20 protein-coding genes are annotated in these 24,394 nt (G+C 71.2%); 16 read left to right on the top strand and 4 right to left on the bottom strand.

The window, feature by feature from the left end; all coding sequences use genetic code 11:
• Positions 1–284: 284 nt before the first annotated feature.
• The 3 genes from AC0T5L_RS20995 to AC0T5L_RS20985 form a co-directional block, all read right to left on the bottom strand.
• Complete coding sequence (locus AC0T5L_RS20995; RefSeq protein WP_476167167.1) at positions 285–1,091, bottom strand: AAC(3) family N-acetyltransferase; 807 nt, start codon at positions 1,089–1,091, stop codon at positions 285–287.
• Positions 1,092–1,184: 93 nt separating this feature from the next.
• Complete coding sequence (locus tag AC0T5L_RS20990; protein WP_476167166.1) at positions 1,185–2,462, bottom strand: DUF1015 domain-containing protein; 1,278 nt, start codon at positions 2,460–2,462, stop codon at positions 1,185–1,187.
• A 130-nt stretch (positions 2,463–2,592) separates the two neighbouring features.
• Positions 2,593–2,943: an SCP2 sterol-binding domain-containing protein gene (locus AC0T5L_RS20985; RefSeq protein WP_476167165.1), complete on the bottom strand. Its 351-nt coding sequence runs from the start codon at positions 2,941–2,943 to the stop codon at positions 2,593–2,595.
• A gap of 196 nt (positions 2,944–3,139) precedes the next feature.
• Between AC0T5L_RS20985 and AC0T5L_RS20980 the strand changes: the two genes are divergently transcribed.
• The 14 genes from AC0T5L_RS20980 to AC0T5L_RS20915 all read left to right on the top strand — a co-directional run bounded on the left by AC0T5L_RS20980 (position 3,140) and on the right by AC0T5L_RS20915 (position 19,963).
• Positions 3,140–3,910, top strand: a complete 771-nt coding sequence (locus AC0T5L_RS20980) for an accessory factor UbiK family protein (RefSeq protein WP_476167164.1) — start codon at positions 3,140–3,142, stop codon at positions 3,908–3,910.
• 31 nt (positions 3,911–3,941) lie between these two features.
• Positions 3,942–4,130 (top strand): hypothetical protein, encoded by a 189-nt coding sequence (locus tag AC0T5L_RS20975; protein ID WP_476167163.1) that lies wholly within the window; start codon positions 3,942–3,944, stop codon positions 4,128–4,130.
• 11 nt (positions 4,131–4,141) lie between these two features.
• The gene (locus AC0T5L_RS20970) at positions 4,142–4,942 is read left to right on the top strand and encodes a TlyA family RNA methyltransferase (protein WP_476167162.1); all 801 of its coding nucleotides are present in this window, start codon (positions 4,142–4,144) and stop codon (positions 4,940–4,942) included.
• Between the two features lie 111 nt (positions 4,943–5,053).
• Entirely contained in the window at positions 5,054–5,980 is a 927-nt protein-coding gene (locus AC0T5L_RS20965; protein WP_476167161.1) for an NAD kinase, read from the top strand.
• Between the two features lie 82 nt (positions 5,981–6,062).
• Positions 6,063–7,772, top strand: coding sequence for a DNA repair protein RecN (gene recN, locus AC0T5L_RS20960; protein ID WP_476167160.1), 1,710 nt, complete (start codon positions 6,063–6,065; stop codon positions 7,770–7,772).
• A 213-nt stretch (positions 7,773–7,985) separates the two neighbouring features.
• Complete coding sequence (steA, locus tag AC0T5L_RS20955; RefSeq protein WP_476167176.1) at positions 7,986–9,158, top strand: putative cytokinetic ring protein SteA; 1,173 nt, start codon at positions 7,986–7,988, stop codon at positions 9,156–9,158.
• Entirely contained in the window at positions 9,155–10,336 is a 1,182-nt protein-coding gene (locus AC0T5L_RS20950; protein WP_476167159.1) for a copper transporter, read from the top strand. Before steA ends, AC0T5L_RS20950 begins: the two co-directional genes overlap by 4 nt.
• Before the next feature lie 5 nt (positions 10,337–10,341).
• On the top strand, positions 10,342–11,250 hold the full coding sequence (locus tag AC0T5L_RS20945; RefSeq protein WP_476167158.1) for a hypothetical protein: 909 nt from the start codon (positions 10,342–10,344) through the stop codon (positions 11,248–11,250).
• Positions 11,251–11,281: 31 nt separating this feature from the next.
• Positions 11,282–12,883: a murein biosynthesis integral membrane protein MurJ gene (murJ, locus tag AC0T5L_RS20940; protein WP_476167157.1), complete on the top strand. Its 1,602-nt coding sequence runs from the start codon at positions 11,282–11,284 to the stop codon at positions 12,881–12,883.
• Positions 12,880–13,962, top strand: coding sequence for a glycosyltransferase family 4 protein (locus AC0T5L_RS20935; protein ID WP_476167156.1), 1,083 nt, complete (start codon positions 12,880–12,882; stop codon positions 13,960–13,962). Before murJ ends, AC0T5L_RS20935 begins: the two co-directional genes overlap by 4 nt.
• 376 nt (positions 13,963–14,338) lie before the next feature.
• A complete protein-coding gene (locus AC0T5L_RS20930; protein WP_476167155.1) occupies positions 14,339–15,358 on the top strand; it encodes a TerC family protein in 1,020 nt (339 codons plus the stop codon).
• Positions 15,359–15,686: 328 nt separating this feature from the next.
• Complete coding sequence (gene uvrA / locus AC0T5L_RS20925; protein ID WP_476167154.1) at positions 15,687–18,521, top strand: excinuclease ABC subunit UvrA; 2,835 nt, start codon at positions 15,687–15,689, stop codon at positions 18,519–18,521.
• A gap of 239 nt (positions 18,522–18,760) precedes the next feature.
• Entirely contained in the window at positions 18,761–19,444 is a 684-nt protein-coding gene (locus AC0T5L_RS20920; protein ID WP_476167153.1) for an RDD family protein, read from the top strand.
• A 117-nt stretch (positions 19,445–19,561) separates the two neighbouring features.
• Entirely contained in the window at positions 19,562–19,963 is a 402-nt protein-coding gene (locus AC0T5L_RS20915) for a Rieske (2Fe-2S) protein (RefSeq protein WP_476167152.1), read from the top strand.
• 95 nt (positions 19,964–20,058) lie between these two features.
• On the opposite strand, the gene AC0T5L_RS20910 is transcribed toward AC0T5L_RS20915, so the two are convergent.
• Positions 20,059–21,207: a mechanosensitive ion channel family protein gene (locus tag AC0T5L_RS20910; protein ID WP_476167151.1), complete on the bottom strand. Its 1,149-nt coding sequence runs from the start codon at positions 21,205–21,207 to the stop codon at positions 20,059–20,061.
• A gap of 245 nt (positions 21,208–21,452) precedes the next feature.
• Here AC0T5L_RS20910 and uvrC point away from each other — a divergent pair, with 245 nt between their 5' ends.
• Together uvrC and rapZ are read left to right on the top strand one after the other, a co-directional pair.
• Positions 21,453–23,480, top strand: a complete 2,028-nt coding sequence (gene uvrC / locus AC0T5L_RS20905) for an excinuclease ABC subunit UvrC (protein ID WP_476167150.1) — start codon at positions 21,453–21,455, stop codon at positions 23,478–23,480.
• Positions 23,477–24,361 carry an RNase adapter RapZ gene (gene rapZ, locus AC0T5L_RS20900; protein ID WP_476167149.1) on the top strand — a complete coding sequence of 295 codons (885 nt, stop codon included), beginning with the start codon at positions 23,477–23,479 and terminating at the stop codon, positions 24,359–24,361. The genes uvrC and rapZ overlap by 4 nt, the downstream gene beginning before the upstream one ends.
• The last annotated feature ends 33 nt before the right edge of the window (positions 24,362–24,394 follow it).

The following is a 24,394-nucleotide window of genomic DNA, read 5'->3' as shown; positions in this document are numbered from 1 at the left end:
TGCGGTGGGAGTGGTCGCTCCCCAGGCTATGGCCCGGGCCCGGTCGGCCGTGACCGCCCGTTTGGGGCTGGGGTGTGCGCTGTGTCGCACAGGCGGTCCCGCGGACGCACCGGGACGCCCGCCCCGGCCCGGTGCGCAGCGCCGCGGAGCGTCGGCGCCGGTACGGCCAGCGGGGGCGGCCACGTCCGGCACGGGGCCGTTCCGGTGGCCGGCCTCGCATGGTCGTGTGGCTGCCGTGTGCGGTGCCGGCCGGTGAGACGACGCGTCGGAGTCCGGGTGTCGGGTCACCTGTCCCGGTTGACGGTCATCCACGAGGTCGCGAACGCCACCGCCTCCGGCAGGGGAAACAGTCGCGCGGTGGCCTCGCCCACCGGACCCGACACCACCGCCCCGGTGTCCTCGAAGTCGGCGCCCAGCCGTGCGAAGTCCTCCTCGTCCAGGTACACGTCGGTGAAGGTCACCCATTCCCGGCCGCCGTCCGGGGTCAGGACCGCGCATCCGCACTCCTCAACACGAGGGCGGGGAGCCCGGTACTCGGCCAGATGGAAGGCGGTGCAGGAGTCAAAACCCGTTCCCAGCAGCAGGACGCGCGCCCGGACCCCCTCCAGCGCGGCGAGCGGGGAGGCTTCGCCCAGCCGGCAGACGACCGGGTGGTGGTCCATGAGGTCGTGGGCTCGGGGGCCGACGGCGGCGAAGGAGGTCTGAGGGTTGGGGCTGCGGACCGCTCCCGGCCAGGTGCGCACCATCTCCGGGACACGGCCCATGTGCCTGCTCGGCGTCACACTCGGGTCGAAGCCCGGTGTGTGCGCGCGGATGAGCGGCCACCAGTCCTCGGGTGCCGGGGGGTTCCGCCAGTCGGAGGGATCGGTGTTCTCCATGGTTTGGGTGGGCACGGCGAGGGTTCCCCCAACACCGACGGCGTCCATGAGCGCCTGTACGAGCGCCTGTGCCCCGCCGCACACCCAGCCCAGCGAGCTGAGGGAGGAGTGCACGAGGAGGGTGTCGCCGGGTGCGACCCCCAGCGTGGTCAGATCGCGGGCCAGGGACGCCCGGGTCTGCGGGGATCCCAGGGGCTTCTCTTCGCCGGACACGCTGCGGACTCCTCAGGTGAAGGGAAAACGGACCGTCATGCTCGCAGGAGGGCGCTCTCCCGGACCAGTGAATATCCGGTCAGGCGCCTGGGCTCACTCCAGAACGCGCATGACCAGCCCGGTGCGCGGTTTGGGGCCGAACGAGGTGGACTTGCGAGGGGTCGGTTCCCCGCGGTCGGCCACCGCGTACACCTGCTCCACCCGCAGCGCGGGCACGATGACGGCGGTGCCCTCCTCGTCGCGGGCGGCCGCGACCGCCTCGTCCGGGTCGTCGTGCACCATCCGCACCTGCTCCTCCGGCGTCTCCCACAGCGGCATCAGCACCTCGTGCAGAGCGGCGGTCGACAGGTGGCGCCACTCGGAGGAGTGGTCCGGCATGGCCCGCTCCAGTACGTTCTCGTCGAAGCCGTGCACCAGATGGGCCTCTCCTCCGGACGAGACCAGCAGCAGGGCGGGTGTCTCCACGCCCGCCAGGGTCTGTTCGGAGGGCCCCGCGACCCGCTCCACCACGGCCACCGTCCGTGCGGCCTCGACCGCGGCGTCGGTGCTCAGCCCGGGCAGCACCCGGTGGATGGCACCCAGCCGGGGAGGGTGGGTGTCGCTGTCAACCAGCAGGGCCAGCCCGTACCGCCAGCCGGGGTCGCCGTACTGCTCGTGCAGGCGCTGGTAGGCGGCGTAGCGGTGGTGCCCGTCGGCGATCAGCGCCGACCGGTCCGCCAGGTCGTCGGCGATCCGCCGCAACCTCGTGGGATCGGTGACGGCCCACAGCCGGTGCTCGGCGCCGTCACGGGTACGCGCGGACACCAGCGGGGTGTGTGAGACCTCCTCGGTGGCCGCCGACGCGGCACCGCCGCCGCCCCGGTAGACCAGGAAGATCGGTTCGAGGTTGGCCCGTGCCAGGCCCATGAGGCTGAACCGGTCGCGCACCGGAGGATCGGCCACGTCCTCGTGTGGGCGCACGGCGGGCTCGGTGCCCTCCTCTGGCAGGCGCAGGTTGCCCACCAGTCCGCGCTGGCGTCGTCCGCCCGCCGTGACCTGCTCGTACACGTACAGGGCCGGTTCCCCGTCCAGGGCGAGGACACCGTTCCTGATCCAGCTGCGCAGCAGGTCTGCGGCGGCGCGGTAGCGGCGGGGCACGGCCTCCTCCGTGCCCTTGGGGCCGTGCCTGCTCAGTTCGAAGGGCAGTGTGACTCTCGCCGCGTTGTGCGGGTCGGAGCGCTGTAGTTCGCGCGCCTCCCGGACGTCGGGGATGTCATAGGGCGGGGCCAGAAGTCGTGCGAGGTCGAACTCTCCGTCGATGAACCGGTCCACGTCCGGGCTCGCGTAGCGCAGACCGCGGAAGGGGGCCAGTTCGAGAGGTTGGCGTGGCATCCCAGCAAGGTACCGTTCCCGGCGGTGTCGGCTGGCGCCGGCCGCCTCGCGTGAACCCGGACCGAATGGTTCGGCGACCTCGCGAACGGGCTTCGGGGCCGGAAGGGCTGGTCACCTCGGCACGGCCGGATCAGAGAAGGCGCCGCATGCGCAGTAGGTCGCCGACGCTGGCCTCCACCCTCACCCGGCGGCTGAGCAGGGCCTTGCCGGCGTCCAAGCGGTCCTCGGCCAGTGCCACCAGGTCGTCGCCGTCCACCGTGATACGCACCTGGGACCGGGGCGCGGGCTGTTCCGCGGGGCGGTGGGTCACATCGACCAGGCCGTCCAGGGTGAGCCGCATGTCGAAGACGGCCGCCAGGTCCGGGACCACCAGGCTGAGGGAACGCTCACGGATGTGCTTGCGGCGTTCCTCCTCGGGCTGGGCGAGGATGCGTTGGTTCAGTTTCTCGATACCAGCCAGGCACGCGTCGATGCTGCTCATGCGCCCATCATGCCCCAACCGCCGGGTAGCGGAATCCTGGTGTGTCAATTGGGACGAATGGGGCGACCTCCGGAGTTTGCGTGTCAGAGGCCGTCTTGCCCCGGTAGCGTTGGCCACGACCCCCAGCGCGTAGTGGTCCCCCTTCCCGAGCTCTCCCCTTCCACCTTCCGCGGTCTCATCAAGGAGTACGTGAATCATGGTCGTCGACGCGGTACGCACCTATCTCGATGCCGCCAATGGCCTTACCGAACTCTCGCGAAAGCAGGCCGTCGCCGCCGCCAAGGCCCTGTTGAGGGCCAACGGTCCGGCCGCCCCCGCGGCGGGGGAGAACGAGGGTCTCCCGCCGCGTGTGGGACAGAGCATCCAGACCCTGGCTGGTGAGCTCCTCGAGACCAGCCAGTCCAACCGGACCGCCATCACCGACCTGGTCCGTTCCGAGGTGGAGCGCCAGCTGGAGCGCATGGACGTCGTCCCACGTGCCGAGCACGAGCGGCTGGTGCGCAGGGTCGCCGAACTCGAACGCCGTCTGGCCGCACGCCACGCGGTCGAGCGCGCCCTGGTCACCACCGCCGGAGACTCCTCCTCGGTGCGCCCGGCATCCGCCGGCGCTCCGGCCGACGGCTCCGCCAGGGTGGACGGGGCCGCTGAGGCTGCTGGGGCCGCTGAACCGGCCGAGGCCGAGGACGGGTCCGAGGAGGCGACTGGCACCGAGGAGGCCGTCGGCGACGGGGGTCCTCACGGCCAGGACACCTCGTCGGTCTCCTCCACGGAGCCCGAGGCCGCCGACGAGGTGGACGACACCGACCAGAAGGGCGGTACCGACAGCGGTACCGGGCCTGAGGGCGCGGCGACGGGGACGACCGCCAAGAACAGGTCCCACACCGCCGTCAAGAGCCCCGCCAAGAACGCCCGAACGCGCTCCAACGCCAAGCGCACCACCAAGGGCAAGGGCGCGACGAAGAAGTAGAATTCGAGCAGCGCGAACACCCGGGAGAGCCATGGACCCCAAGGAGCAGGCCGAGGCACTGGCCGAGCAGACCCTGCGCAGCACCAGGGAACGGCTGGAGGCGCTGGACTCGGTGCCCACCGCCGAGCATGTCGCGGTCTTCGACACCCTGCACCAGGAGTTGTCCGGAGTGCTCGGTGCGCTCGCCCAGGACGCGAAGAGCTCCGGGCAACCCCGGTAACCTTGGTGACCATGGCAAAACGCACCCGGCTCGACGCGGAACTCGTCCGCCGCGGGCACGCACGCTCCCGTGGACACGCCGCCGAGATCATCGAGGGCGGGTTCGTCAAGGTCGCGGGGATCGTGGCTTCCAAGGCCGCGACCCAGGTGGGCCAGGACCAGCCCATCGTGGTCCGCCCGCCCTCCGACGAACCGCCCTACGTCTCTCGGGGCGCGCACAAGCTCGTCGGTGCCCTGGACGCCTTCGCCCTCGACACCACCGGTCGGCGCGCCCTGGACGCCGGGGCCTCCACCGGCGGGTTCACCGACGTGCTACTGCGCCGGGGGGCCGCCCACGTCACCACCGTCGACGTTGGCTACGGCCAGCTCGCCTGGGCGCTGCGCAGCAACGACCGGGTGCGTGTGATGGAGCGTGTCAACGTCCGCGAGCTCACACCCGAGCGGATCGGCGAGCCGCGGCCCGACCTCGTCGTGGGTGATCTGTCGTTCATCTCGCTGCGGCTGGTGCTGGAGCCGATCAGGGACTGCGTCGCCCCGGACGCCGACTTCGTGCTCATGGTCAAACCCCAGTTCGAGGTCGGCAAGAGCCGGGTCGGCGCCGGGGGAGTGGTCCGCGAGCCCGAGCTGCGCGCCGAGGCGGTCTCCGGCGTTGCCGCCCACGCCCTCACCCTGGGCCTGGGCGCCGTCGGTGTCACCGCCAGCCCGTTGCCCGGTCCCTCTGGCAACGTCGAGTACTTTCTGTGGATGCGCGCGGGCGCACCGCCCCTGGACCCGGCCGCACTGACCAGGGCCGTGGAGGAGGGACCGCGTTAGCGATCGTGGCACCGTGTCTCATGAGTCCGATAACGTGACCCGGCCGGGGCGCCGAACGTCTCCGGTCAGCACTCAGACCCCCCACCGGGGAGTGAACGTAAGGGGACGGCGATGACCAGCGGACGCAGTGTTCTCCTGCTGGCCCACACCGGTCGGCCCGCGGCGGTACGCAGCGCACAGCTGGTTCACGAGAGCCTCAGCCGCGCCGGTCTGACCGTGCGCATGCTCAAGAACGAGACCGAGGAACTGGCGGCTGAGGGCTGCGTGCTCTCACCGATCGAGGTCGTCGCGCCGGGCGATGCCGCCGACGGCGCCGAACTGGTCATGGTGCTCGGCGGCGACGGCACCCTGTTGCGGGCGGCCGAGACGGCGCGTCCGGCCGGGGTGCCCCTGCTGGGGGTGAACCTGGGTCACGTCGGTTTCCTCGCCGAGGCCGAGCGCGAGGATCTCGGCGCGACCGTGCGCAGCGTCGTCAACCGCGACTACGACGTCGAGGAGCGCATGACCCTGGACGTGGCGGTCTTCAACGGGGGCCGCTGCGACGCGGCCCCGCCCGTGCGGACCTGGGCGCTCAACGACGCGACCCTGGAGAAGGGCGAGGCACGCCGCATCCTGGAGACCGTCCTGGAGGTGGACGGGCGTCCACTGTCGCGGTGGGCCTGCGACGGGGTGGTGTGCGCCACCCCCACGGGTTCCACCGCGCACGCTTTCTCCGCGGGCGGCCCGGTGGTGTGGCCGGACGTGGACGCGCTGCTGGTCGTGCCGATCAGCGCGCACGCCCTGTTCGCCCGGCCCATGGTGGTGGGACCCCAGGCCACGGTGGCTCTGGAGGTGGTCCCGGGGACGGCACCGGGCGTGCTCTGGTGCGACGGACGGCGTATGGTCGAATTGCCCGCAGGGGCACGAGTCGAGATCACTCGTGCCGATACGCCGGTTCGGCTGGCCCGGTTGCACCGGGCGCCGTTCACCGACCGGCTGGTGGCCAAGTTCGGGCTGTCGGTCGCGGGCTGGCGCGGACGGGACGAGCACGGCCACTGATCGGGGCCGCATGTCCCGGCCCGCCGTGCATGCGTGTGCGTAAGCGCGTGGAGGAGTGGCGTCAACTACAGGAGAGGGATCGGTGCTCGAAGAAGTCCGTATCCAGGGACTCGGGGTCATTGACGACGCCGTTTTGGAGTTGTCACCGGGGCTGACCGTCGTCACCGGTGAGACCGGCGCGGGAAAGACCATGGTCGTCACCGGGCTCGGACTGCTCTTCGGCGGCCGTGCCGACCCCCAGCGCGTACGCCCGGGCGCGCCCAGGGCCGTGGTGGAGGGAAGGCTGACCGTGCCCTCCGAAGGCCGGGTGGCCGCCCGGGTGCTGGAGGCCGGCGGCGACATCGACGACGACGTCCTCATCCTCACGCGCGCGGTGTCGGCCGAGGGCCGTTCACGCGCCACCATGGGCGGCAGGTCCGCTCCGGTGAGCCTGCTCGCCTACCTCGCCGACGATCTGGTGGCGGTACACGGCCAGTCCGACCAACAGCGCCTGTTGCGCACCGACCGGCAGCGCTCCTCCCTGGACCGCTTCGCCGGCGACCAGCTGTCGAAGCTTCTCAAGCAGTACACGGTGGCCTACCGGCGCCACCGCGAGGTGTCGGCGGATCTGGAGGAGCTGGTGCGGCGGGCGCGTGAGCGCACCCAGGAAGCCGACATGCTCCGGTTCGGGGTGGAGGAGATCGCCGCGGCCGAGCCCCTGCCGGGCGAGGACGCCGAACTTCTGGCCGAGGAGACGCGGCTGGCGCACGCCGACAGCCTGCGCGTGGCGGCCACCACCGCGCACGAGGCGCTGGCCGGAGACCCCGCCTCGGACGTGGAGATCGACGTGGCCGCCCTGCTCGCGGCGGCCCGGCAGGCCGTGACGGCGGTACGCGAGCACGACCCCGATCTGGCCGCGATCGGCGGCCGCCTGGACGAGGCGTCCTACATTCTCGCCGATGCCGCCACCGAGCTGGCCTCCTACGCCGAGTCGGTGGACGCCGACCCCGCCCGCCTGGCGGAGGTTCAGGAGCGCCGCGCACTGCTCACCTCGCTCTCGCGCAAGTACGGCGGGACCACCGACGAGGTGCTGGCCTGGGCCGAGAACGCGGGCAAGCGGCTGACCGACCTGGAGGGTGACGACGAGCGCATCGACGAGCTGCGCGCCGAGGTCGACGAGCTGCGTGAGCGCATGGACCAGAACGCCGTCGAGCTGACCCGCGTCCGCACCGAGGCCGCCGAGCGCTTCGGTGACGCGGTCACAGAGGAGCTGACCGCGCTGGCCATGCCACACGCCCGCGTGAGCGTGCGGATCACCACGGGCGAGGAGTTCGGCCCGCACGGCCGCGACGAGGTCGAGCTGCTGCTGGCCCCGCACCCCAGCTCCCCGCCGCTGGCCCTGAACAAGGGCGCCTCCGGCGGTGAGCTCTCGCGTGTGATGCTGGCCATCGAGGTGGTCTTCGCCGGAGCCGACCCGGTGCCCACCTTCGTCTTCGACGAGGTCGACGCGGGCGTGGGCGGCAAGGCCGCGGTGGAGATCGGTCGCCGTCTCGCCCGCCTGGCCCAGCGCGCCCAGGTCATCGTGGTCACCCACCTGCCGCAGGTCGCGGCTTTCGCCGACGCCCACCTGGTGGTGGAGAAGTCCACCGAGGGGCTGGTCACCGAGAGCGGTGTGGTGCGGCTGGACCGTGCGGGTCGTGTCCGCGAGCTGTCACGGATGCTGGCGGGTCTGGAGGACTCCGAGCTGGGTCGCGCGCACGCTGAGGAACTGCTCGCCAACGCCGCCCCGGAGCGTGCCTACCCGGCCGCCTGACCTGGAGCGCGGCTGCTGTTCGCCATGGCCGTGTGACCGGTGGCCTTTTCGGGGTAGGGCCTGAGGCAAGGCCGTCGTCAACATCCCGTTCTGGGGCGGAGGCGACGGCTTTGACCCTGAACACGCCGATCTCACAGCTGTGATAACTCTCCGCAGTAGAGTTCTGACAGTATGCCAGCGATGAAGGTATCGGATGCGCTCAGCGCCACAGTCATGCGGTTCCGCCGCACCCGGGCGGACGCTCCCACAGGGCTGGTCGCGCCCGTCCGCTCGGACCGGCGCACCAAGAACCTGACCAAACGCCTGCGACCGGGCGACATCGCGGTCATCGACCATGTCGACCTGGACCGCGTCAGCGCCGAGGCCCTGGTGGGCTGCGGCGTGTCCGCGGTGGTCAACGTCGCCACGAGTATCAGCGGCCGCTATCCCAACCAGGGACCGGAGATGATCGTCGAGGCGGGCATCCCCCTGGTCGACGACGTCGACCCGGAGGTGTTCACCCGGGTCTGCGACGGGGAGCGGCTCCGGCTGGAGGGCGCCACCCTGTACCGCGGCGACGAGGTCGTCGCCCGCGGCACCCTCCAGGACACCGTGACCGTCAGCGCCGCGATGGCCGAGGCCCGCGCCGGGCTCTCCATCCAACTGGAGGCCTTCGCGGCCAACACCATGGCCTATCTCCAGCACGAGCGCGACCTGCTCCTGGACGGTATCGGCATCCCCGCCATCGAGACCGACATGGAGGGCCGCCACGTCCTCATCGTGGTCCGCGGCTACCACTACCGTGAGGACATCGCCGCCCTGCGGCCCTACATCCGGGAGTTCCGTCCGATCATCATCGCCGTGGACGGCGGGGCGGACGCGGTCATGGAGGCCGGTTACCGGCCCGACATCATCGTCGGCGACTTCGACTCGGTGTCCGACCAGGCGCTCGCCAGCGGGGCCGAACTGGTCGTGCACGCCTACCGGGACGGCCGTGCGCCGGGCCTGCCCAGACTCACCGACCTGGGGTACAACGCCGTCGTCTTCCCCGCGACCGGTACCAGCGAGGACGTGGCGATGATGCTCGCCGACGGCTCGGGCTCCGCGCTCATCGTCGCTGTGGGTACCCACGCCACCTTGGAGGAGTTCCTCGACAAGGGCCGCTCGGGGATGGCCAGCACCTTCCTGACCCGCCTACGGGTGGGCGGAAAGCTCGTCGACGCCAAGGGCGTCAGTCGTCTGTACCGCTCGCGCATCTCTCCTTGGGCGCTGCTCGGGCTGGTCGCCGCCTGCCTGCTCACCATCGTGGTCGCCGCCTACAGTTCGCCGGCGGGCCAGGTCTACCTCACCTTTCTCGCGGCGCGCTGGGACGCGTTCTCCTACTGGCTGACAGGGCTGCTGACGTGATCGATTTCCGCTACCACCTCGTGTCCATCATCGCGGTGTTCCTCGCGCTCACCGTGGGGCTCGTCCTGGGGACCACCATGCTCCAGGACCCGCTGCTCAATACCTTGCAGTCCGAGACCGCCGACCTGCGCGGCCAGACCGACGAGCTGCGCGCCGAGCGCGACGTCGCGGACAAGGTCAACGCCGGTGCCGACGAGATGGCCGAGGCGGTGTCGGAGGACATGCTCGACGACCGCCTGGCCGATCTGGGCGTGACCGTGGTGACCGCGCCCGGTGCCGGCAAGGAGATGGCCAAGGCCCTGACCCGGCGGGTGGAGGAGGCCGGGGGCGAGGTCGTCGGCCGGGTCCAGATCACCGGGGCGTTCCTGGAGGGCGGCAACGCCACGTTCGTCGACGAACTGTCCCTGCAAATCGCCCACGAGCCCGACGACCTCACCGGCGGCCCCTACCAGAAGGCGGGTACCGCGATCGGCCGTGCCCTGGCCGTCACCGAGGAGGACGAGGACACCGGCGCCGAGGACGGCTCGGGGCCCGGGGACGAGGAGGCTGCGGCCGGGGATGGCTCCGAGGAGGACGCCGGAACCGATGAGGCCTCCGAGTCCGAGTCCGGCGACGGGAGCAGCGATGGGCGGAGCGGTGACGGGGAGGGCGACTACGACCCGGAAGCCGTCCTGAACGCCTTCTCCGAGGGCGGTCTGATCACGGTCGAGGACGATCCCGTCGAAGCCTCGGACGCCGTGCTGGTCGTCGCTCCCGCGGCCGGGGCCTCGTCCGGTGGGGACGAGCGCGAGACGGCCAACGCCGTCCTGAGCGCACTCACCGCGGCCCTGCACGAGGAGGTCGGCGCCGCCGTCGTGGCGGGTGACGGAGCCTCCGCGCGGGGCGACGGGATGCTCGCGCAGGCTCGGGCACAGGAGTCGGCGTTCGCCACCGTGGACGTGGCCGGACGCCCCATGGGCGAGGTCATCGCGATCCTGGCCCTGGCCGAGAACCTGGAGGAGGACGGGGGAGCCTACGGCATCGGTGAGGGGGTCCGCGGCTTCCTGCCCGATCCACTGCCCGACCGGCTCAGTTCCTCCGACGAGGACTCATCCGAGGACGGCACGGACAGCCAGAGCACGGACGTCGACGGCGACAGCACCAACGAGGTCCGCCGTACCACCCGGAACGGGGAGTGACACCGATGACGGTCCCCGTCCCCCGCTCCACCCTCTCCTGCACGCGTCTCCTGTCCCAGGGGCTGGCGGGCGCCCTGGCCGGTGCCGCCGCGGCCTCCACCGCCTACGCCCTGCTCACCCGCCGCCCCGCCGCCGGCGGCGGTGTAGGGCGGTCCGCGGCCCGCCGCACCGCCCCGGCGGCCCCTCGGCCCGCGGCCCCCGGCCCCTGGCAGCGCACCAACTTCCGCGGCCGTACCGTCACCCTCCACCAGGGCACCGCCCTGGCCTGCGGGGTGTGCGCGGCCACCGCCCTCGTACCCGGGCCGTCCCCGCGCGTGCGCGCCGCCTCCACGCTGGCCGCGGCGGGCGCCGCCGCCTTCGGCGTCTACGACGACCTGGCGGGCTCGGCACGGGCACGCGGGCTGCGCGGACACCTGGGCGCGCTCGCGCGAGGCAGGGTCACCACCGGGATGGTCAAGATGGCGGGTATCGGCGCCACCGGGGTCGCCGCCGCACGTCTGCTGGGACGCTCCCCTCTGGACACCGTCCTGGACGGGGCACTCATCGCCGCCAGCGCCAACCTGATCAACCTGTTCGACCTGCGCCCCGGACGTGCCGCCAAGGTCGCCCTGCTCGCCGCCGCCCCGGCCCTGGCATCCCCGGCGGCACCGCTGCTCGGCCCCGTCGCGGGCGCCTCGGCGGTGCTGTTGCCCGACGAGCTCGCCGAGCGCTGCATGCTCGGTGACGCGGGCGCCAACGCCCTGGGCGCCGCCCTGGGCTCGGCCGCGGCGGCCGGTGCGCCCCGGCCGATGCGTGTCGCCCTGCTCGGCGGGGTGGCGGCCCTGACCCTGGCAAGCGAGCGCGTCAGCTTCTCCCGCGTCATCGATCGCGTTCCCGCCCTGAGCCGCCTCGACCGGTGGGGCAGGCGCGAGTGAGACGGCCACGGTGCCCCCTACCGTTCACGGCGTGACGCGCGGGGTAGGAACGGCGGCGGCGCTCATCGCGGTGGTCACGGTGGGGGCCCGCCTGGCGGGGTTCGGGCGCACCGTGGTGTTCTCCCAGACCGTCGGCGACACCTGTCTGGGCACCGCCTACGTCACCGCCAACCAGCTGCCCGCCGTCCTGTTCGAGATCGTCATCGGCGGAGCGCTCACCGCCGTGGTCGTTCCCGTCCTGGCCGCCGCCATCCAGCGCGGCGACCACGAGCAGGTACGTCACACCGCCTCGGCCCTCATCACCTGGGTGCTGTTGCTGGCGGTGCCCCTGTCCGCGCTGCTCGCCCTGGCCTCCGTCCCGGCGATGTCGCTGATGCTCGGCGCGGGCACCGGCTGCGACCGGGGCGAGCTGCTCTCGCTCGCGGCACGCATGCTCGTGGTCTTCGCCCCCCAGATCGTGCTCTACGGCCTGGCCGCCGTGCTCTACGGCGTTCTTCATGCACACCGCCGGTTCCTGGCGCCGGCCCTGGCCCCGCTGGTGTCCAGCCTCGTGGTCATCGCCGCGTACCTGGCTTTCGTGCCGCTGGGCGCCGGCCACCGCCAGGATGTCGCGGGCCTGCCGCTGGCGGCTGAGCTCACCCTGTCCCTGGGCACCACCGCCGGGGTGGCCGCGCTCTTCCTCACGGTCCTGGGCCCCGCCGGGCGGTTGCGAGTGCGACCCCGGCCACGCCTGACCTTCCCGACGGGGGTGGGGGAGCGGGTGCGTGCGCTCGCGGTGGCCTCCCTGCTGCCGCTGGTAGCCATGCAGGTGTGCCTGCTTCTGGCGGTGGCCCTGGCCAACTGGGGAGGCGGCGCGGGCGCGGCCGTGCTCTACGCCTACGCCTGGGCGCTGTTCACCCTGCCCTACGGGGTGATCGCGGTTCCCATCGCCACCAGCGCGTTCACCGCGCTGGCGGTGGCGCACGCCGAACACGACCAGAGGGGGTTCGCCTCCCTGGTGTCGGGCAGCGCACGCGCTTGTGTGGTGATCACCGCCGCGGTGGGCACCGCACTGGCCGCCGCCGCGGGCCCGGTGGCCCTGGTCTTCGCCCAGCAGGACCCGCTGACCCTGGAGCGCGCCCTGCTCGCCTACGCGCCTGGGGTGGTCGGGTTCGGCCTGGTCGCTCTGCTCAGCCGGGCCCTGTACGCCTCGCACCACGGCCGCCGGGCCGCCACCGCCCAGGTGGTGGGGTGGCTGGTGGTGATGGCGTGCGCGGTGTCGCTGGTGTGGGCGCTGCCCCCGGGGTGGGCCATCGCGGGTCTTGGCGCGGCCAGCACCGTTGGACTGACCCTGGCCGCCGTCCTGCTGTGCGCCGGGGTGGCACGCACGCACGGGCCCGACGCGCTGGCCGGGGTGGCGCGCTCGGTGGTGGCCGCGGTGCTCGGCGGTGTGGTCGGGTGGGCCGTGGGCCGCTCGGTGGCCGCGGCCCTGCCCGTGGAGGGCATGTGGACGACGGTGATGGCCGCCGCGGTGGCGGGCTCGGCGGGGCTGGCGGCCTACGCGGTCGTCGCCGCGACGGTGGACCGCCCGGCGGTGCGTGCGATCGCTGATCGGGCCAGGACCGTACTCGGACACAGGAGGGGGAAACGGTGAACAGCAGGATCGCGCTGGTCGTGGGGACCAGCAGTGGAGGGGTGGGGCGCCACGTGCGCTCGCTGGGCGCGGGCCTGCGCGCGCGTGGCCACCGGGTGGCGGTGCTCGGCCCGGCTTCGGCCGAGCGCGAGTTCGGCTTCACCTCGGCGGGGCTGCGGTTCTCCCCGGTCCGGATCGGCGCGGTTCCCTCCCTGAGCGATCCTGGCGCCGTGCTGCGGCTGCGCGCTCTGACCGGGGGCGCGGACGTGGTTCACGCCCACGGGCTGAGGGCCGGTGCCCTGTGCGCGCTGGCGGGTGCCGCGCCGCTGGTGGTGACCGCGCACAACGCGCCGCCGCTGCTCCGGGGGCCCCTGGCGGCGGCCTACCCGATGCTGGAACGGGTGGTGGCCACTCGTGCGGACGCGGTGCTGGGAGTGTCCGGAGACCTGGTGCGGCGGCTGCGCGCCGCCGGGGCCCGGGACGCCCGGCTGGCGGTGGTGGCCGCGCCCGAGACCGGTACGCCGCTGAACGGGCGCGAGGCCACACGGGCCGATCTGGCGGTGCGGCCGGAGCGGCCGCTGCTGTTGACCGTCGCCCGTCTGGCCGAGCAGAAGGGGCTGGACATGCTGTTGGACGCGGCGCCCGCCATCACCGACCGCAGGCCCGAGCCCGTGGTGGCCATCGCCGGGGACGGACCCCTGTGGGGGCGCTTGCACGACACGGCCGCGGAGATGCGCGCCGACGTGCGTATGCTGGGGTACCGCTCGGACGTGGCGGACCTGCTGGCGGCCGCGGACGTGTTCTGCCTCACCAGCCAGTGGGAGGGTCCGTCCCTGGTGATCATGGAGGCGCTGCGCGCGGGGCTGCCCGTGGTGGCCACCCGGGTCGGCGGTATCCCGGACCTGTACGAGGGGACGGTCCTGATGGTGCCTCCGGGGGATCCCGCGGCGTTCGCGGCCGGGGTGGGACGGGTGCTGGACGATCCCGCGCTGGCCGAGGACATGCGGGCGCGCTCGCGCGAGGCGGCCAAGTCCCTGCCGACCGAGGAGGACGCGGTGGAGGCGGCGACCGGGGTGTACAAGTCAGTGCTGCGGTGTTGAACCGGGGCGCACGGGGGAGGGGCCCGGTTCGGGCCCTTGGCCACCGGTCCCGGCCCGCTTGGCCCCGTGGCTCGCGGGAGTGGTGCGGGTATCGCCCGGGTGAGGTGAAGACCATCGCCGCCGCGACTTCCGCCGCGAGGGTTTTGATGACATCCTTACTCTCGGTCCGGTGTGCGCGGCTCACTGCGATTCACCGGTATCCTGGCCTGACACGTGAGGGGAGTATCCCTGTCGCGGCGGTGTCGTCATCACGGAGTACAGAGTCGTTCTCCCGGTGCCGTCGGCTCACAGCACCACTGTGTGAGCGGGAGAGACCTCCGGTAGTTCGACGTGCGTGCACACGGCTCGCGCGCACTGACCGGAGGAGAGACCGCCCGTGAACGTTCCCTTGTGGGTGTGGGGTGCCACCATCGGCGCCATGATCATCATCCTGGTGATCGACCTCGCCATCGTGGACCATCCCTGGAACAAGAAGAAGGGTCCCCAGGAGTTCGGCATGAAGCAGGCCGCCTGGTGGGCGGTCTTCTATATCGGCATCGCGATCGTGTTCGGTTTCGGTGTCTGGTACTTCGGCGGCGGGGCCGTCGGGGCCGAGTACTTCGCCGGGTTCGTCACCGAGAAGAGCCTGAGCATAGACAACCTCTTCGTGTTCTACCTGCTGATGGGCTCCTTCGCGGTGCCCAAGAAGTACCAGCACGAGGTTCTGCTCGTCGGCATCGTGATCGCGCTGGTCATGCGCGGTATCTTCATCGTCCTCGGTGCCCAGGTGATCAACGCCTGGAGCGAGGTCTTCTACCTGTTCGGCGCCTTCCTCATCTACACCGGTTACAAGATCGTCCGTGACCACGTGAAGGACGACGAGGAGGACAAGGACTTCACGCAGACCCCGGTGGTGCGGCTGGTCAAGCGCTTCTGGCCGGTGAGCAGTGACTACCACGGTGCCAAGCTCACCGCGAACATCGACGGCAAGCGCCACGTCACGCCGATGCTGCTGGTCATCGTCGCCATCGGTGTCATCGACCTGGTCTTCGCCGTCGACTCCATCCCGGCGATCTTCGGCCTGACCCAGGACGCCTACATCGTCTTCACCGCCAACGCGTTCGCCTTGCTGGGCCTGCGCCAGCTGTACTTCCTGCTGGCCGGTCTGATGGACCGCCTGGCCTACATCAGCTGGGGCCTGTCGGCGATCATGGTCTTCATCGGCGCGAAGATGATCCTGCACGCCCTGCACGAGAACGGCGTACACGTGCCCGAGGTCGGTATCGGCCTGTCGTTGACCGTCATCGTCGGCATCATGGCGGTCACCATCATCGGCAGCCTGCTCAAGTCCCGGCTGGACGACCGCAACGACGCCGCGGCGAAGGTCGAAAAGGACTCCACGGCTGATCGCTCCTGATACCGGGCGGACGGTCGAGTCCGCTCCGTGCGACATCCCGAGAAACGGCTGGTTTCGAACAACCGTTCGTCTATAGTGGTGGCACTCTGGCGCTCCGGCGCCGGGGTGCCACCACTTTTGCGAGGTGGAAGAAACCGTCGTCGGCGGTCGTTAGTCTGAACGGGGAGCCGTGCGCCTCCCCCCACATCCCCCTCAGCGGCCCGCCTCCGAGGCCGAGGCGGTCGCCGGGAGGCCTTCGACCGCCATACCGCGAAGTCACACACGGGTCAGCCGACGTCACGTGACGGGGCCGCGTCCTGTGCGCCAATGCCGAAGGATGTCTCACTCGATGGTCGAACAACTGGTAGTCCGGGGAGCCCGCGAGCACAACCTCAAGGACGTCTCGCTGGACCTGCCGCGCGACTCCCTGATCGTGTTCACCGGCCTGTCCGGCTCGGGCAAGTCGTCGCTGGCCTTCGACACGATCTTCGCCGAGGGACAGCGCCGCTACGTCGAGTCCCTGTCGGCCTACGCCCGCCAGTTCCTGGGCCAGATGGACAAGCCGGACGTGGACTTCATCGAGGGCCTGTCGCCGGCGGTGTCCATCGACCAGAAGTCCACCAGCCGCAACCCGCGCTCCACCGTCGGCACCATCACCGAGGTCTACGACTACCTGCGCCTGCTGTGGGCGCGTGTGGGCGTTCCGCACTGTCCGGAGTGCCACCGCGAGATCGCCCGGCAGACACCCCAGCAGATCGTGGACCGCGTCCTGGAGATGGAGGAGGGTACCCGCTTCCAGGTACTCGCCCCCGTCGTGCGCGGGCGCAAGGGCGAGTACGTCGAACTCTTCAAGGACCTGCAGTCCAAGGGCTACACCCGGGCCGTCGTGGACGGGCGGGCCGTCCGCCTGGACGAGGCGCCCAAGCTGGGCCGCTACGACAAGCACGACATCGCCGTGGTCGTGGACCGCCTCACCGTCAAGCCCTCCGCGCGCGGGCGCCTGACCGACTCCGTCGAGACGGCCCTCAAACTGGCCGGGGGCACCATCGTCCTGGACTTCGTGGACGTGGACGCCGATGACTCCGAACGCGAGAAGGTCTTCTCCGAGCACCTGTACTGCCCCTACGACGACCTGTCCTTCGAACAGCTCGAACCGCGCTCCTTCTCCTTCAACGCCCCCTACGGTGCCTGCCCCGACTGCGCGGGCCTGGGAACCCGCTTGGAGGTCGACCCCGACCTGCTGGTCCCCGACCCGGAGAGGACCCTGGCCGAGGGCGCCATCGGCCCCTGGTCGAGCGGGCCCAACAGCGGCTACTGGGAGCGCATCCTCAAGGCGGTGGGCGAGGCCGTGGGCTTCGACCTGGACACCCCTTGGGAGAAGCTGCCGCGCCGCGCCCGCAAGGCCCTGCTGGAGGGGCACGCCACCCAGGTGCACGTCTCCTACCGCAACCGGTACGGGCGCCACCGCTCCTACTACACCGAGTTCGAGGGCGTCATCCCCTGGGTCAAGCGCCGCCACTCCGAGACCGAGAGCGACTACGGCCGCGAGCGGCTGGAGGGGTACATGCGCACGGTGCCCTGCCCCACCTGTGGGGGGAGCCGCCTCAAGCCGGTCATGCTGGCCGTGACCGTGGGCGGCATGTCCATCGCCGAGGTCGCCGAGATGCCGCTCAGCGAGAGCGCCGCCTTCCTGGCCGGCCTCCAGCTCTCCGACCGCGACATGGTCATCGCCGCCCAGGTACTCAAGGAGATCAACGCCCGTATGGGCTTCCTGCTCGACGTGGGACTGGACTACCTGAGCCTGGCCCGCTCCTCCGGTTCGCTCTCCGGCGGTGAGGCCCAGCGCATCCGCCTGGCGACCCAGATCGGCTCCGGCCTGGTGGGCGTGCTCTACGTGTTGGACGAGCCCTCCATCGGCCTGCACCAGCGCGACAACGCCCGCCTGATGGAGACCCTGCAACGTCTGCGGGACATCGGTAACACGCTCATCGTCGTCGAACACGACGAGGACACCATCCGCGCCGCCGACTGGGTGGTCGACATCGGCCCCGGCGCGGGCGAGCACGGCGGCCACGTCGTGGTCTCGGGGATCGTGGACGAGCTGCTCACCTCCTCCGAGTCGCTGACCGGTGACTACCTGGCCGGACGGCGCAGTATCGAGGTGCCCGGAACCCGACGCCCCCTCACCCGCGGACACGAGATGGTGGTCAGGGGAGCCCGCGAGAACAACCTCGGCGGCGTCGACGTCACCTTCCCGCTGGGGGTCCTCACCGCCGTCACCGGCGTGTCCGGCTCGGGCAAGTCCACCCTGGTCAACGAGATCCTGTACAAGGCGCTGGCCAAGGAGCTCAACGGCGCGCGCAACGTGCCCGGACGCCACCTGCGGGTCAACGGCATGAACAGGGTCGACAAGGTCGTGCACGTGGACCAGAGCCCCATCGGGCGGACCCCGCGCTCCAACCCGGCCACCTACTCCGGTGTCTTCGACCACGTCCGCAAGCTGTTCGCGCAGACCACCGACGCCAAGACCCGCGGCTACATGCCGGGCCGTTTCTCCTTCAACGTCAAGGGCGGCCGCTGCGAGGCCTGCGCCGGAGACGGCACGCTCAAGATCGAGATGCAGTTCCTGCCCGACGTCTACGTGCCCTGCGAGGTGTGCCACGGCGCCCGGTACAACCGGGAGACCCTCCAGGTCCGGTACAAGGGCAAGAACATCTCCGAGGTGCTCAACATGCCCATCTCCGAGGCGCTGGAGTTCTTCGAGCCGATCAACGCCATCCGCCGCCATCTACAGACCCTGGTGGACGTCGGTCTGGGGTACGTGCGGCTGGGCCAGCCCGCCACCACGCTCTCCGGCGGCGAGGCGCAGCGGGTCAAGCTCGCCTCCGAGCTGCAGCGCCGGTCCACCGGGCGGACGGTGTACGTGCTCGACGAGCCCACCACCGGCCTGCACTTCGAGGACATCCGCAAACTGCTGGGAGTGCTCAACCGGTTGACCGACACCGGTAACACGGTGATCATCATCGAGCACAACCTCGACGTCATCAAGACCGCCGACCACGTCATCGACATGGGTCCCGAGGGTGGCTCCGGTGGCGGCAGGGTCGTCGCGGAGGGCACCCCCGAGGAGGTCGCGGCGGTCGCAGACTCCTACACCGGGCAGTTCCTGGCCAAGATGCTCTAGCGGCCCAGAGCCGTCGGGGCCCGTCGCGCACCGGGAGCCGGTGCGGGGCGGGCCCCTCGCGTCAAGCACGTTCGTTCCGGGCCACAGCGGGTTGGCGCGGTCAAGGCATATGTCCCGGGTGAGTAGGCTCGGACGTGCCGGTGCGCTCGCTGGGCGGTCATCCGCCGTGTGCGGCAGCCGGTGGAGCACAGCCCCGCGCGACCGCCCCCGACGAACCGCCCTGGAGGTCGGCCACCGCCATGAACGCTCCTCCTCCCGGCCACGGCAGGGGTAGGCCGCCGGAAGACCAGCCGCGTCCGTGGCGGACGCGCCCGCCCCACGGCGCCGCCTCCGGAGCGGGCGGACCCTCCGGCCCCGAGCCCGTGGAGCGGCTCTATCCGCTGGCCAGCCGAAGGATCCGCGTCCACGCACGTGTCATCGACCTGGTCCTGGTCGCCCTGCCCGCGCTGCTGCTGGCCCTCGTGCTCTCCCTGGCCTGGGTCGGCGTGCAGGAACTCGGTCTCGGTGACACCGACGACATCGGCCAGCGGTACCCGCTCTTCCTGTCGGTGACCTTCTTCCTGCTCTACACCGGTTACGAGACCCTCGCCCTCTCCCGCTGGCAGCAGACCCTGGGCAAGCGCAAAGTGGGCCTGCGTATCGCCCCGGCGGCCGGGACCGGACGTCTGGGGCCGCTGCCGCTGCCGGCCCTGGCCGTGCGCGCCGCGTTGCTGGCCCTGCCCTTCCTGCTGCTCTTCTCCTTCGGTTGGTTCTGGTGGGTGCTGGTGGCCGTGACGGCCCTGCTCACCGGTGGTATGGCGGCCTGGAACAAACCCAACCGGCAGGGACTGCACGACAAGATCGCCGGGACGGTGGTTCTCGACGTGGGAGCCCACGCCCCGGAGCAGGGCCTCCGGTCCACGCCGCCTCCGCCGCGGGGCTAGGGTTTCCGGCCACCCCGGCACCGGGCACCCCAACGCAGCTACTACATTGTGTAGTGATATTTCGGCGCAGGTGAGGAGCGTTTGGTCGTGGCCGGTAAGAGGACGTGTGGGTGCGGGATGAGCAGGCGTCGACTGCTCGGAACGGCGGGGGCGGCCGCGGCCGTCACGGCCGCGAGCGCCTGTGGCGGCGAGGGGCCCAAGCCTCAGGAGGCCCGGTACGGCCAGGTGGTCGGCCAGACCACCGACGTCCCCGAGGGCGCGGGGGCCGTCTTCAGCGACAGCAAGCTGGTCGTCACCCAGCCGGAGAAGGACGACTACCGGGCGTTCGGCGCCGCGTGCACACACGGGGGCTGCACCGTCCAGGAGGTGGAGGAGGTCATCCGCTGCCTCTGCCACGGCAGCGAGTTCGACATCTCCTCCGGTGAGCCGGTGACCGGACCGGCTCAGGAGCCGCTGGAGTCGTTCGTCGTCACCATCGACGGCACCGACATCATCCTGGAGTCGGCTTCCGAATCCTGAGGGACCAGGCGCGGGGACGGCGTCCCCGCGCCCACACGAACGGCGCCCGGAGCAGCTCGCTCCGGGCGCCGTTCGTGTCATGGGCCGAAGAGGGTTCAGGCCTCGCCGGGGTCGCCCCCGGGAGGACCGGTGACGCCGCTGGGCTCGCGGTGCCGAAACGCCGAGGTCGGGAACTGGGAGGCGTAGGAGGCCTCGCTCTCGTCCGCTGCGAGGAACTGGGTGCGGTCGCGCGGCAGGGACTCGGGGTAGTTGGCGACCAGCCAGCCGATCATGTGTTCGCGGATCTCGCAGGCGATGTCCCACTGGGCGCCGGTGTCGGCGGCGGTGGCCACCACCCGCACCATCACACCGCCGGTCTCGGTGATGTCCACGACCTGGCAGGACCAGCTGCGCCCGTCCCAGCTCTTGCTGGAGGTGATCAGGCGCCCGGTCTCCTCGCGCAGCTCCGCGATCGGAACCTCCCAGTCCAGCGGCAGTACCACCTTGGCGGTGATCGCCGTGCTCTGCTTGGTCCAGTTCTCGAAGCTGGTCGTGGTGAAGTTGACGACCGGTACCACCAGGCGGCGCTCGTCCCAGATCTTGATGGTGACGTTGACCAGGCTGAGCTCCTCGACACGGCCCCACTCGCCTTCGACCACGACCACGTCACCGATGCGCAGGGCGTCGCTGAAGGCCAGCTGCAACCCGGCGAAGAGGTTGCCCAGGGTGGACTGGGCGGCCACACCGGCGACGATGCCGATGACACCCGCCGAGGCCAGCAGCCCGGCGCCGAGCGCCTGGACCTCTTCGAAGGTGAACAGGATGGCGGCGATCGCCAGGACCACGATGACCGAGGTGATCACCCTGCGCAGCAGCCGCACCTGGGTCTGTAGGCGCCGGGCCTTGCGGTCGGCGTCGCCGTTGGCGGCCGACAGGCGGGCCAGGACCATGTCCGTGGCGGCGTGGGCAAGGCTGATGCCCAGCGCCGTCAGCGTCGCGATCATGAGGATGCTCATCGCGTGGTCGATGGTCCGGAACGTGCTCCAGTCCACCTCATTCGGGTCGTTGCCCGGGTTGGGCAGGGCCAGGTTCACACCGAGTATGGCGGCCGCGCCGTAGGCCGTGTAGGTCGTACGCGCGACCACGTACTGGGACACCCGCCAGACCCTGCCCAGCTTGTGCTTGAGCACCCAGCGCGCGGCGAAGACCAGCAGCACCGCGATGGTGACGGCGATGCCGATCGTTATCCATTGCTGAACGCTCACGACGAGGGCCCCCTTGTCGTCCATGTCGGGAAGATCCGATGTCCTGGCCCAACTTAGACCATGCGGATACATAATCGTGACGTTTACCTTGCACGCGATGGTAGACGTGAGCGTGCTCCCGGGCCGAAACCGGGTGGCCTGCGGGCGAGGGAGACGGTGGCAGCCGGCCGAGGTGAGGAGCACCACTCCCGGGGCGCACGGGCCGTGGTTGGCCGTATGTCCCCCCGACCTACCAGAATGGGGGCATGGCTGCGACTCCTCACTTGCGTCCCGCACCCGGATCGATTCCGACCGAGCCGGGCGTGTACCGGTTCCGGGACGCGTCCGGCCACGTCATCTACGTGGGCAAGGCCAAGAACCTGCGGTCCCGGCTCTCCTCCTACTTCCGCGACTTCGCCGGGCTGCACCCGCGCACCCAGCAGATGGTCTCCACCGCGGCCGACGTGGACTGGACGATCGTCGGCACCGAGGTGGAGGCCCTCCAGCTGGAGTACTCCTGGATCAAGCAGTACGGCCCCCGGTTCAACGTCAAGTACCGCGACGACAAGAGCTACCCCTACCTGGCGGTCACCCTCCAAGAGGAGTTCCCCAGGGTGCAGGTGATGCGCGGTGCCAAACGCAAGGGGGTGCGCTACTTCGGCCCCTACTCACACGCCTGGGCCATCCGCGAGACCGTCGACCTGCTGCTGCGGGTCTTCCCCGTGCGCACCTGCTCGGCCGGGGTCTTCCGCGGTGCCCGCAACAGCGGCCGGCCCTGCCTGCTCGGCTACATCGGCAAGTGCGTGGCCCCGTGCGTGGGCAGGGCCTCACCGCAGGACCACCGGGCCCTGGTCGACGACTTCTGTTCCTTCCTCGCGGGCGACACCGGCCGGTTCGTCCGCGAACTGGAGGGGCAGATGAAGGAGGCCGCCAAGGAGATGGAGTACGAGCGCGCCGCCCGTATCCGTGACGACCTCGTGGCCCTGCGCGCCGCCCTGGAGAAACAGGCCGTCGTCCTGCCGGACTCCACCGACTGCGACGTCATCGCCCTGGCTGACGACCAGCTGGAGGCCGCCATCCAGATCTTCCACGTACGCGGCGGCCGCATCCGTGGCCAGCGCGGCTACGTCGTGGACAAGGTCGCCGACGATGCCCCGGCCGAGCTGATGAGCACCTTCCTGGGCCAGCTCTACGGGCCCACCGAGGGCGCCGAGGAGAGCGCGGGCACCGGCAGTGCCGTCCCACGCGAGGTCCTGGTCTCCCACGAGCTCGACGATCCCGCGGCCATGGCCGCCTGGTTGGGGGAGCACCGCGGCTCCGCCGTGGATCTGCGGGTGCCCCGGCGCGGCGACAAGAAGTCCCTCATGGAGACCGTCGACAAGAACGCCCGAGAGGCGCTGGCCCGGCACAAGACCCACCGTGCCGGGGACCTGAGCACCCGTGGCCGCGCGCTCAACGAGGTCCAGGAGGCCCTGGACCTGCCCGAGGCGCCGCTGCGCATCGAGTGCTTCGACATCTCCAACCTGCAAGGTGAGCACGTGGTGGCGTCCATGGTGGTCTTCGAGGACGGCCTGGCCCGCAAGTCCGAGTACCGGCGCTTCTCCATCCGCGGCAGCGGCGAGGGAGGACGGGAACAGCACGACGTCGCCGCCATGTACGAGGTGATCCACCGCCGCTTCCGCCGCTATCTGGAGGAGAGCACCAGGAACGGTGAGGTCGCCCACATGGGAGAGACTGGGGACCACAGTGGTCATCAGAGCGGCGACGAGCCGTCACCCGGCAAGTTCGCCTACCCGCCTAACCTTGTGGTGGTGGACGGTGCTCGGCCCCAGGCCGAGGCGGCGCGCCGCGCTCTGGACGAGCTCGGGATCGAGGACGTCGCGGTGTGCGGTCTGGCCAAGCGCCTGGAGGAGGTGTGGTTGCCCGGAGACGAGGACCCGGTGATCCTGCCCCGCGCGGGTGAGGGCCTCTACCTGCTCCAGCGGGTGCGCGACGAGGCGCACCGCTTCGCCATTCGCTACCACCGGCAAAAGCGCGCCAAGGCGCTCACCGGTAGCAGCCTGGACGAGCTGCCCGGCCTCGGTCCGGCCCGCAGGTCGGCCCTGATCAAGGAGTTCGGCTCAGTGAAACGACTGGCCTCGGCCACGGCCGAGGAGATCGCGGCGGTGCCCGGGATCGGCCCCAAGCTGGCCGAGTCCGTGCACGCGCACCTGTCCGGCGGCCCCGCCGGAACAGGCAGGGAGGGAAACGGGGCACCAGAACGGCACACCGCTGACGGGGGAGGAGAGGTATGACGGTCGAACTGGGCGGGGAGCTACCGCCCGAGGTGGTCATCGTCACCGGCATGTCCGGTGCGGGCCGCAGCACGGCGGCCAGGGCCCTGGAGGACCTGGACTGGTTCGTGGTGGACAATCTGCCACCGGGCCTGCTGCCGACGATGATCGAGCTGGCCGGGCGCACGCACGGCGCAGTGCCGCGGGTCGCCGTGGTCGTCGACGTGCGCTCACTGGCTTTCACCGAGGACCTGCTGACCACGGTGGAGGAACTACGCAAGCGCGACATCATCGCGCGCGTGCTCTATCTGGAGGCCAGCGACGAGGCCCTGGTCCGCAGGTTCGAGGGCGTGCGCAGACCCCATCCCCTCCAGGGCGACGGCCGCCTGACCGACGGGATCGACCGCGAGCGCGACACCCTGCGCGCCGTCCGCGGGGAGGCCGACCTGGTCATCGACACCTCCCAGCTCAACGTGCACCAGCTCAAAGCCCGGGTGATCGGCTTCTTCGGGCAGAGTGACGAGGCGCGCCCCCGGGCCAACGTGGTCTCCTTCGGTTTCAAGCACGGTCTGCCCGTCGACGCCGACCTGGTGCTGGACTGCCGTTTCCTGCCCAACCCCCACTGGGTGCCCGAGCTCAAACCGATGAGCGGCCGCGAGGACCAGGTACGCGACTACGTCCTGTCCCAGGACGGGGCCAAGGAGATGCTGGAGGCCTACACCGAGGTCCTCAGGCTGACCATCGACGGGTACCAGCGCGAGGGCAAGCACTACATGACCCTGGCGGTGGGCTGCACCGGCGGCAGGCACCGCAGCGTGGCCATGGCGGAGCAGTTCGCCGACCGCCTGCGCGGGCAGGATGTGGACGTGCACGTGGTTCACCGGGACATCGGCCGCGAGTGATCCGGATCGGCCACCCGGTGCCCTGACTGCCGC

It is taken from the genome of Nocardiopsis sp. TRM 82005, from assembly GCF_056312425.1.
The sequence above is the reverse complement of the archived record's forward strand: the minus strand, read 5'-3'. Positions and strand labels throughout refer to the sequence as shown.

Excerpts from the sequence above, each read along its gene's own strand:
- AC0T5L_RS20980 (WP_476167164.1), top strand. The coding sequence starts at position 3,140 with ATGGTCGTCGACGCGGTACGCACCTATCTCGATGCCGCCAATGGCCTT.
- AC0T5L_RS20975 (WP_476167163.1), top strand. The coding sequence starts at position 3,942 with ATGGACCCCAAGGAGCAGGCCGAGGCACTGGCCGAGCAGACCCTGCGC.
- AC0T5L_RS20915 (WP_476167152.1), top strand. The coding sequence starts at position 19,562 with ATGAGCAGGCGTCGACTGCTCGGAACGGCGGGGGCGGCCGCGGCCGTC.
- AC0T5L_RS20970 (WP_476167162.1), top strand. The coding sequence starts at position 4,142 with ATGGCAAAACGCACCCGGCTCGACGCGGAACTCGTCCGCCGCGGGCAC.
- uvrC (WP_476167150.1), top strand. The coding sequence starts at position 21,453 with ATGGCTGCGACTCCTCACTTGCGTCCCGCACCCGGATCGATTCCGACC.
- AC0T5L_RS20965 (WP_476167161.1), top strand. The coding sequence starts at position 5,054 with ATGACCAGCGGACGCAGTGTTCTCCTGCTGGCCCACACCGGTCGGCCC.
- AC0T5L_RS20985 (WP_476167165.1), bottom strand. The coding sequence starts at position 2,943 with ATGAGCAGCATCGACGCGTGCCTGGCTGGTATCGAGAAACTGAACCAA.
- AC0T5L_RS20945 (WP_476167158.1), top strand. The coding sequence starts at position 10,342 with ATGACGGTCCCCGTCCCCCGCTCCACCCTCTCCTGCACGCGTCTCCTG.
- rapZ (WP_476167149.1), top strand. The coding sequence starts at position 23,477 with ATGACGGTCGAACTGGGCGGGGAGCTACCGCCCGAGGTGGTCATCGTC.
- AC0T5L_RS20920 (WP_476167153.1), top strand. The coding sequence starts at position 18,761 with ATGAACGCTCCTCCTCCCGGCCACGGCAGGGGTAGGCCGCCGGAAGAC.
- uvrA (WP_476167154.1), top strand. The coding sequence starts at position 15,687 with ATGGTCGAACAACTGGTAGTCCGGGGAGCCCGCGAGCACAACCTCAAG.
- steA (WP_476167176.1), top strand. The coding sequence starts at position 7,986 with ATGCGGTTCCGCCGCACCCGGGCGGACGCTCCCACAGGGCTGGTCGCG.
- AC0T5L_RS20990 (WP_476167166.1), bottom strand. The coding sequence starts at position 2,462 with ATGCCACGCCAACCTCTCGAACTGGCCCCCTTCCGCGGTCTGCGCTAC.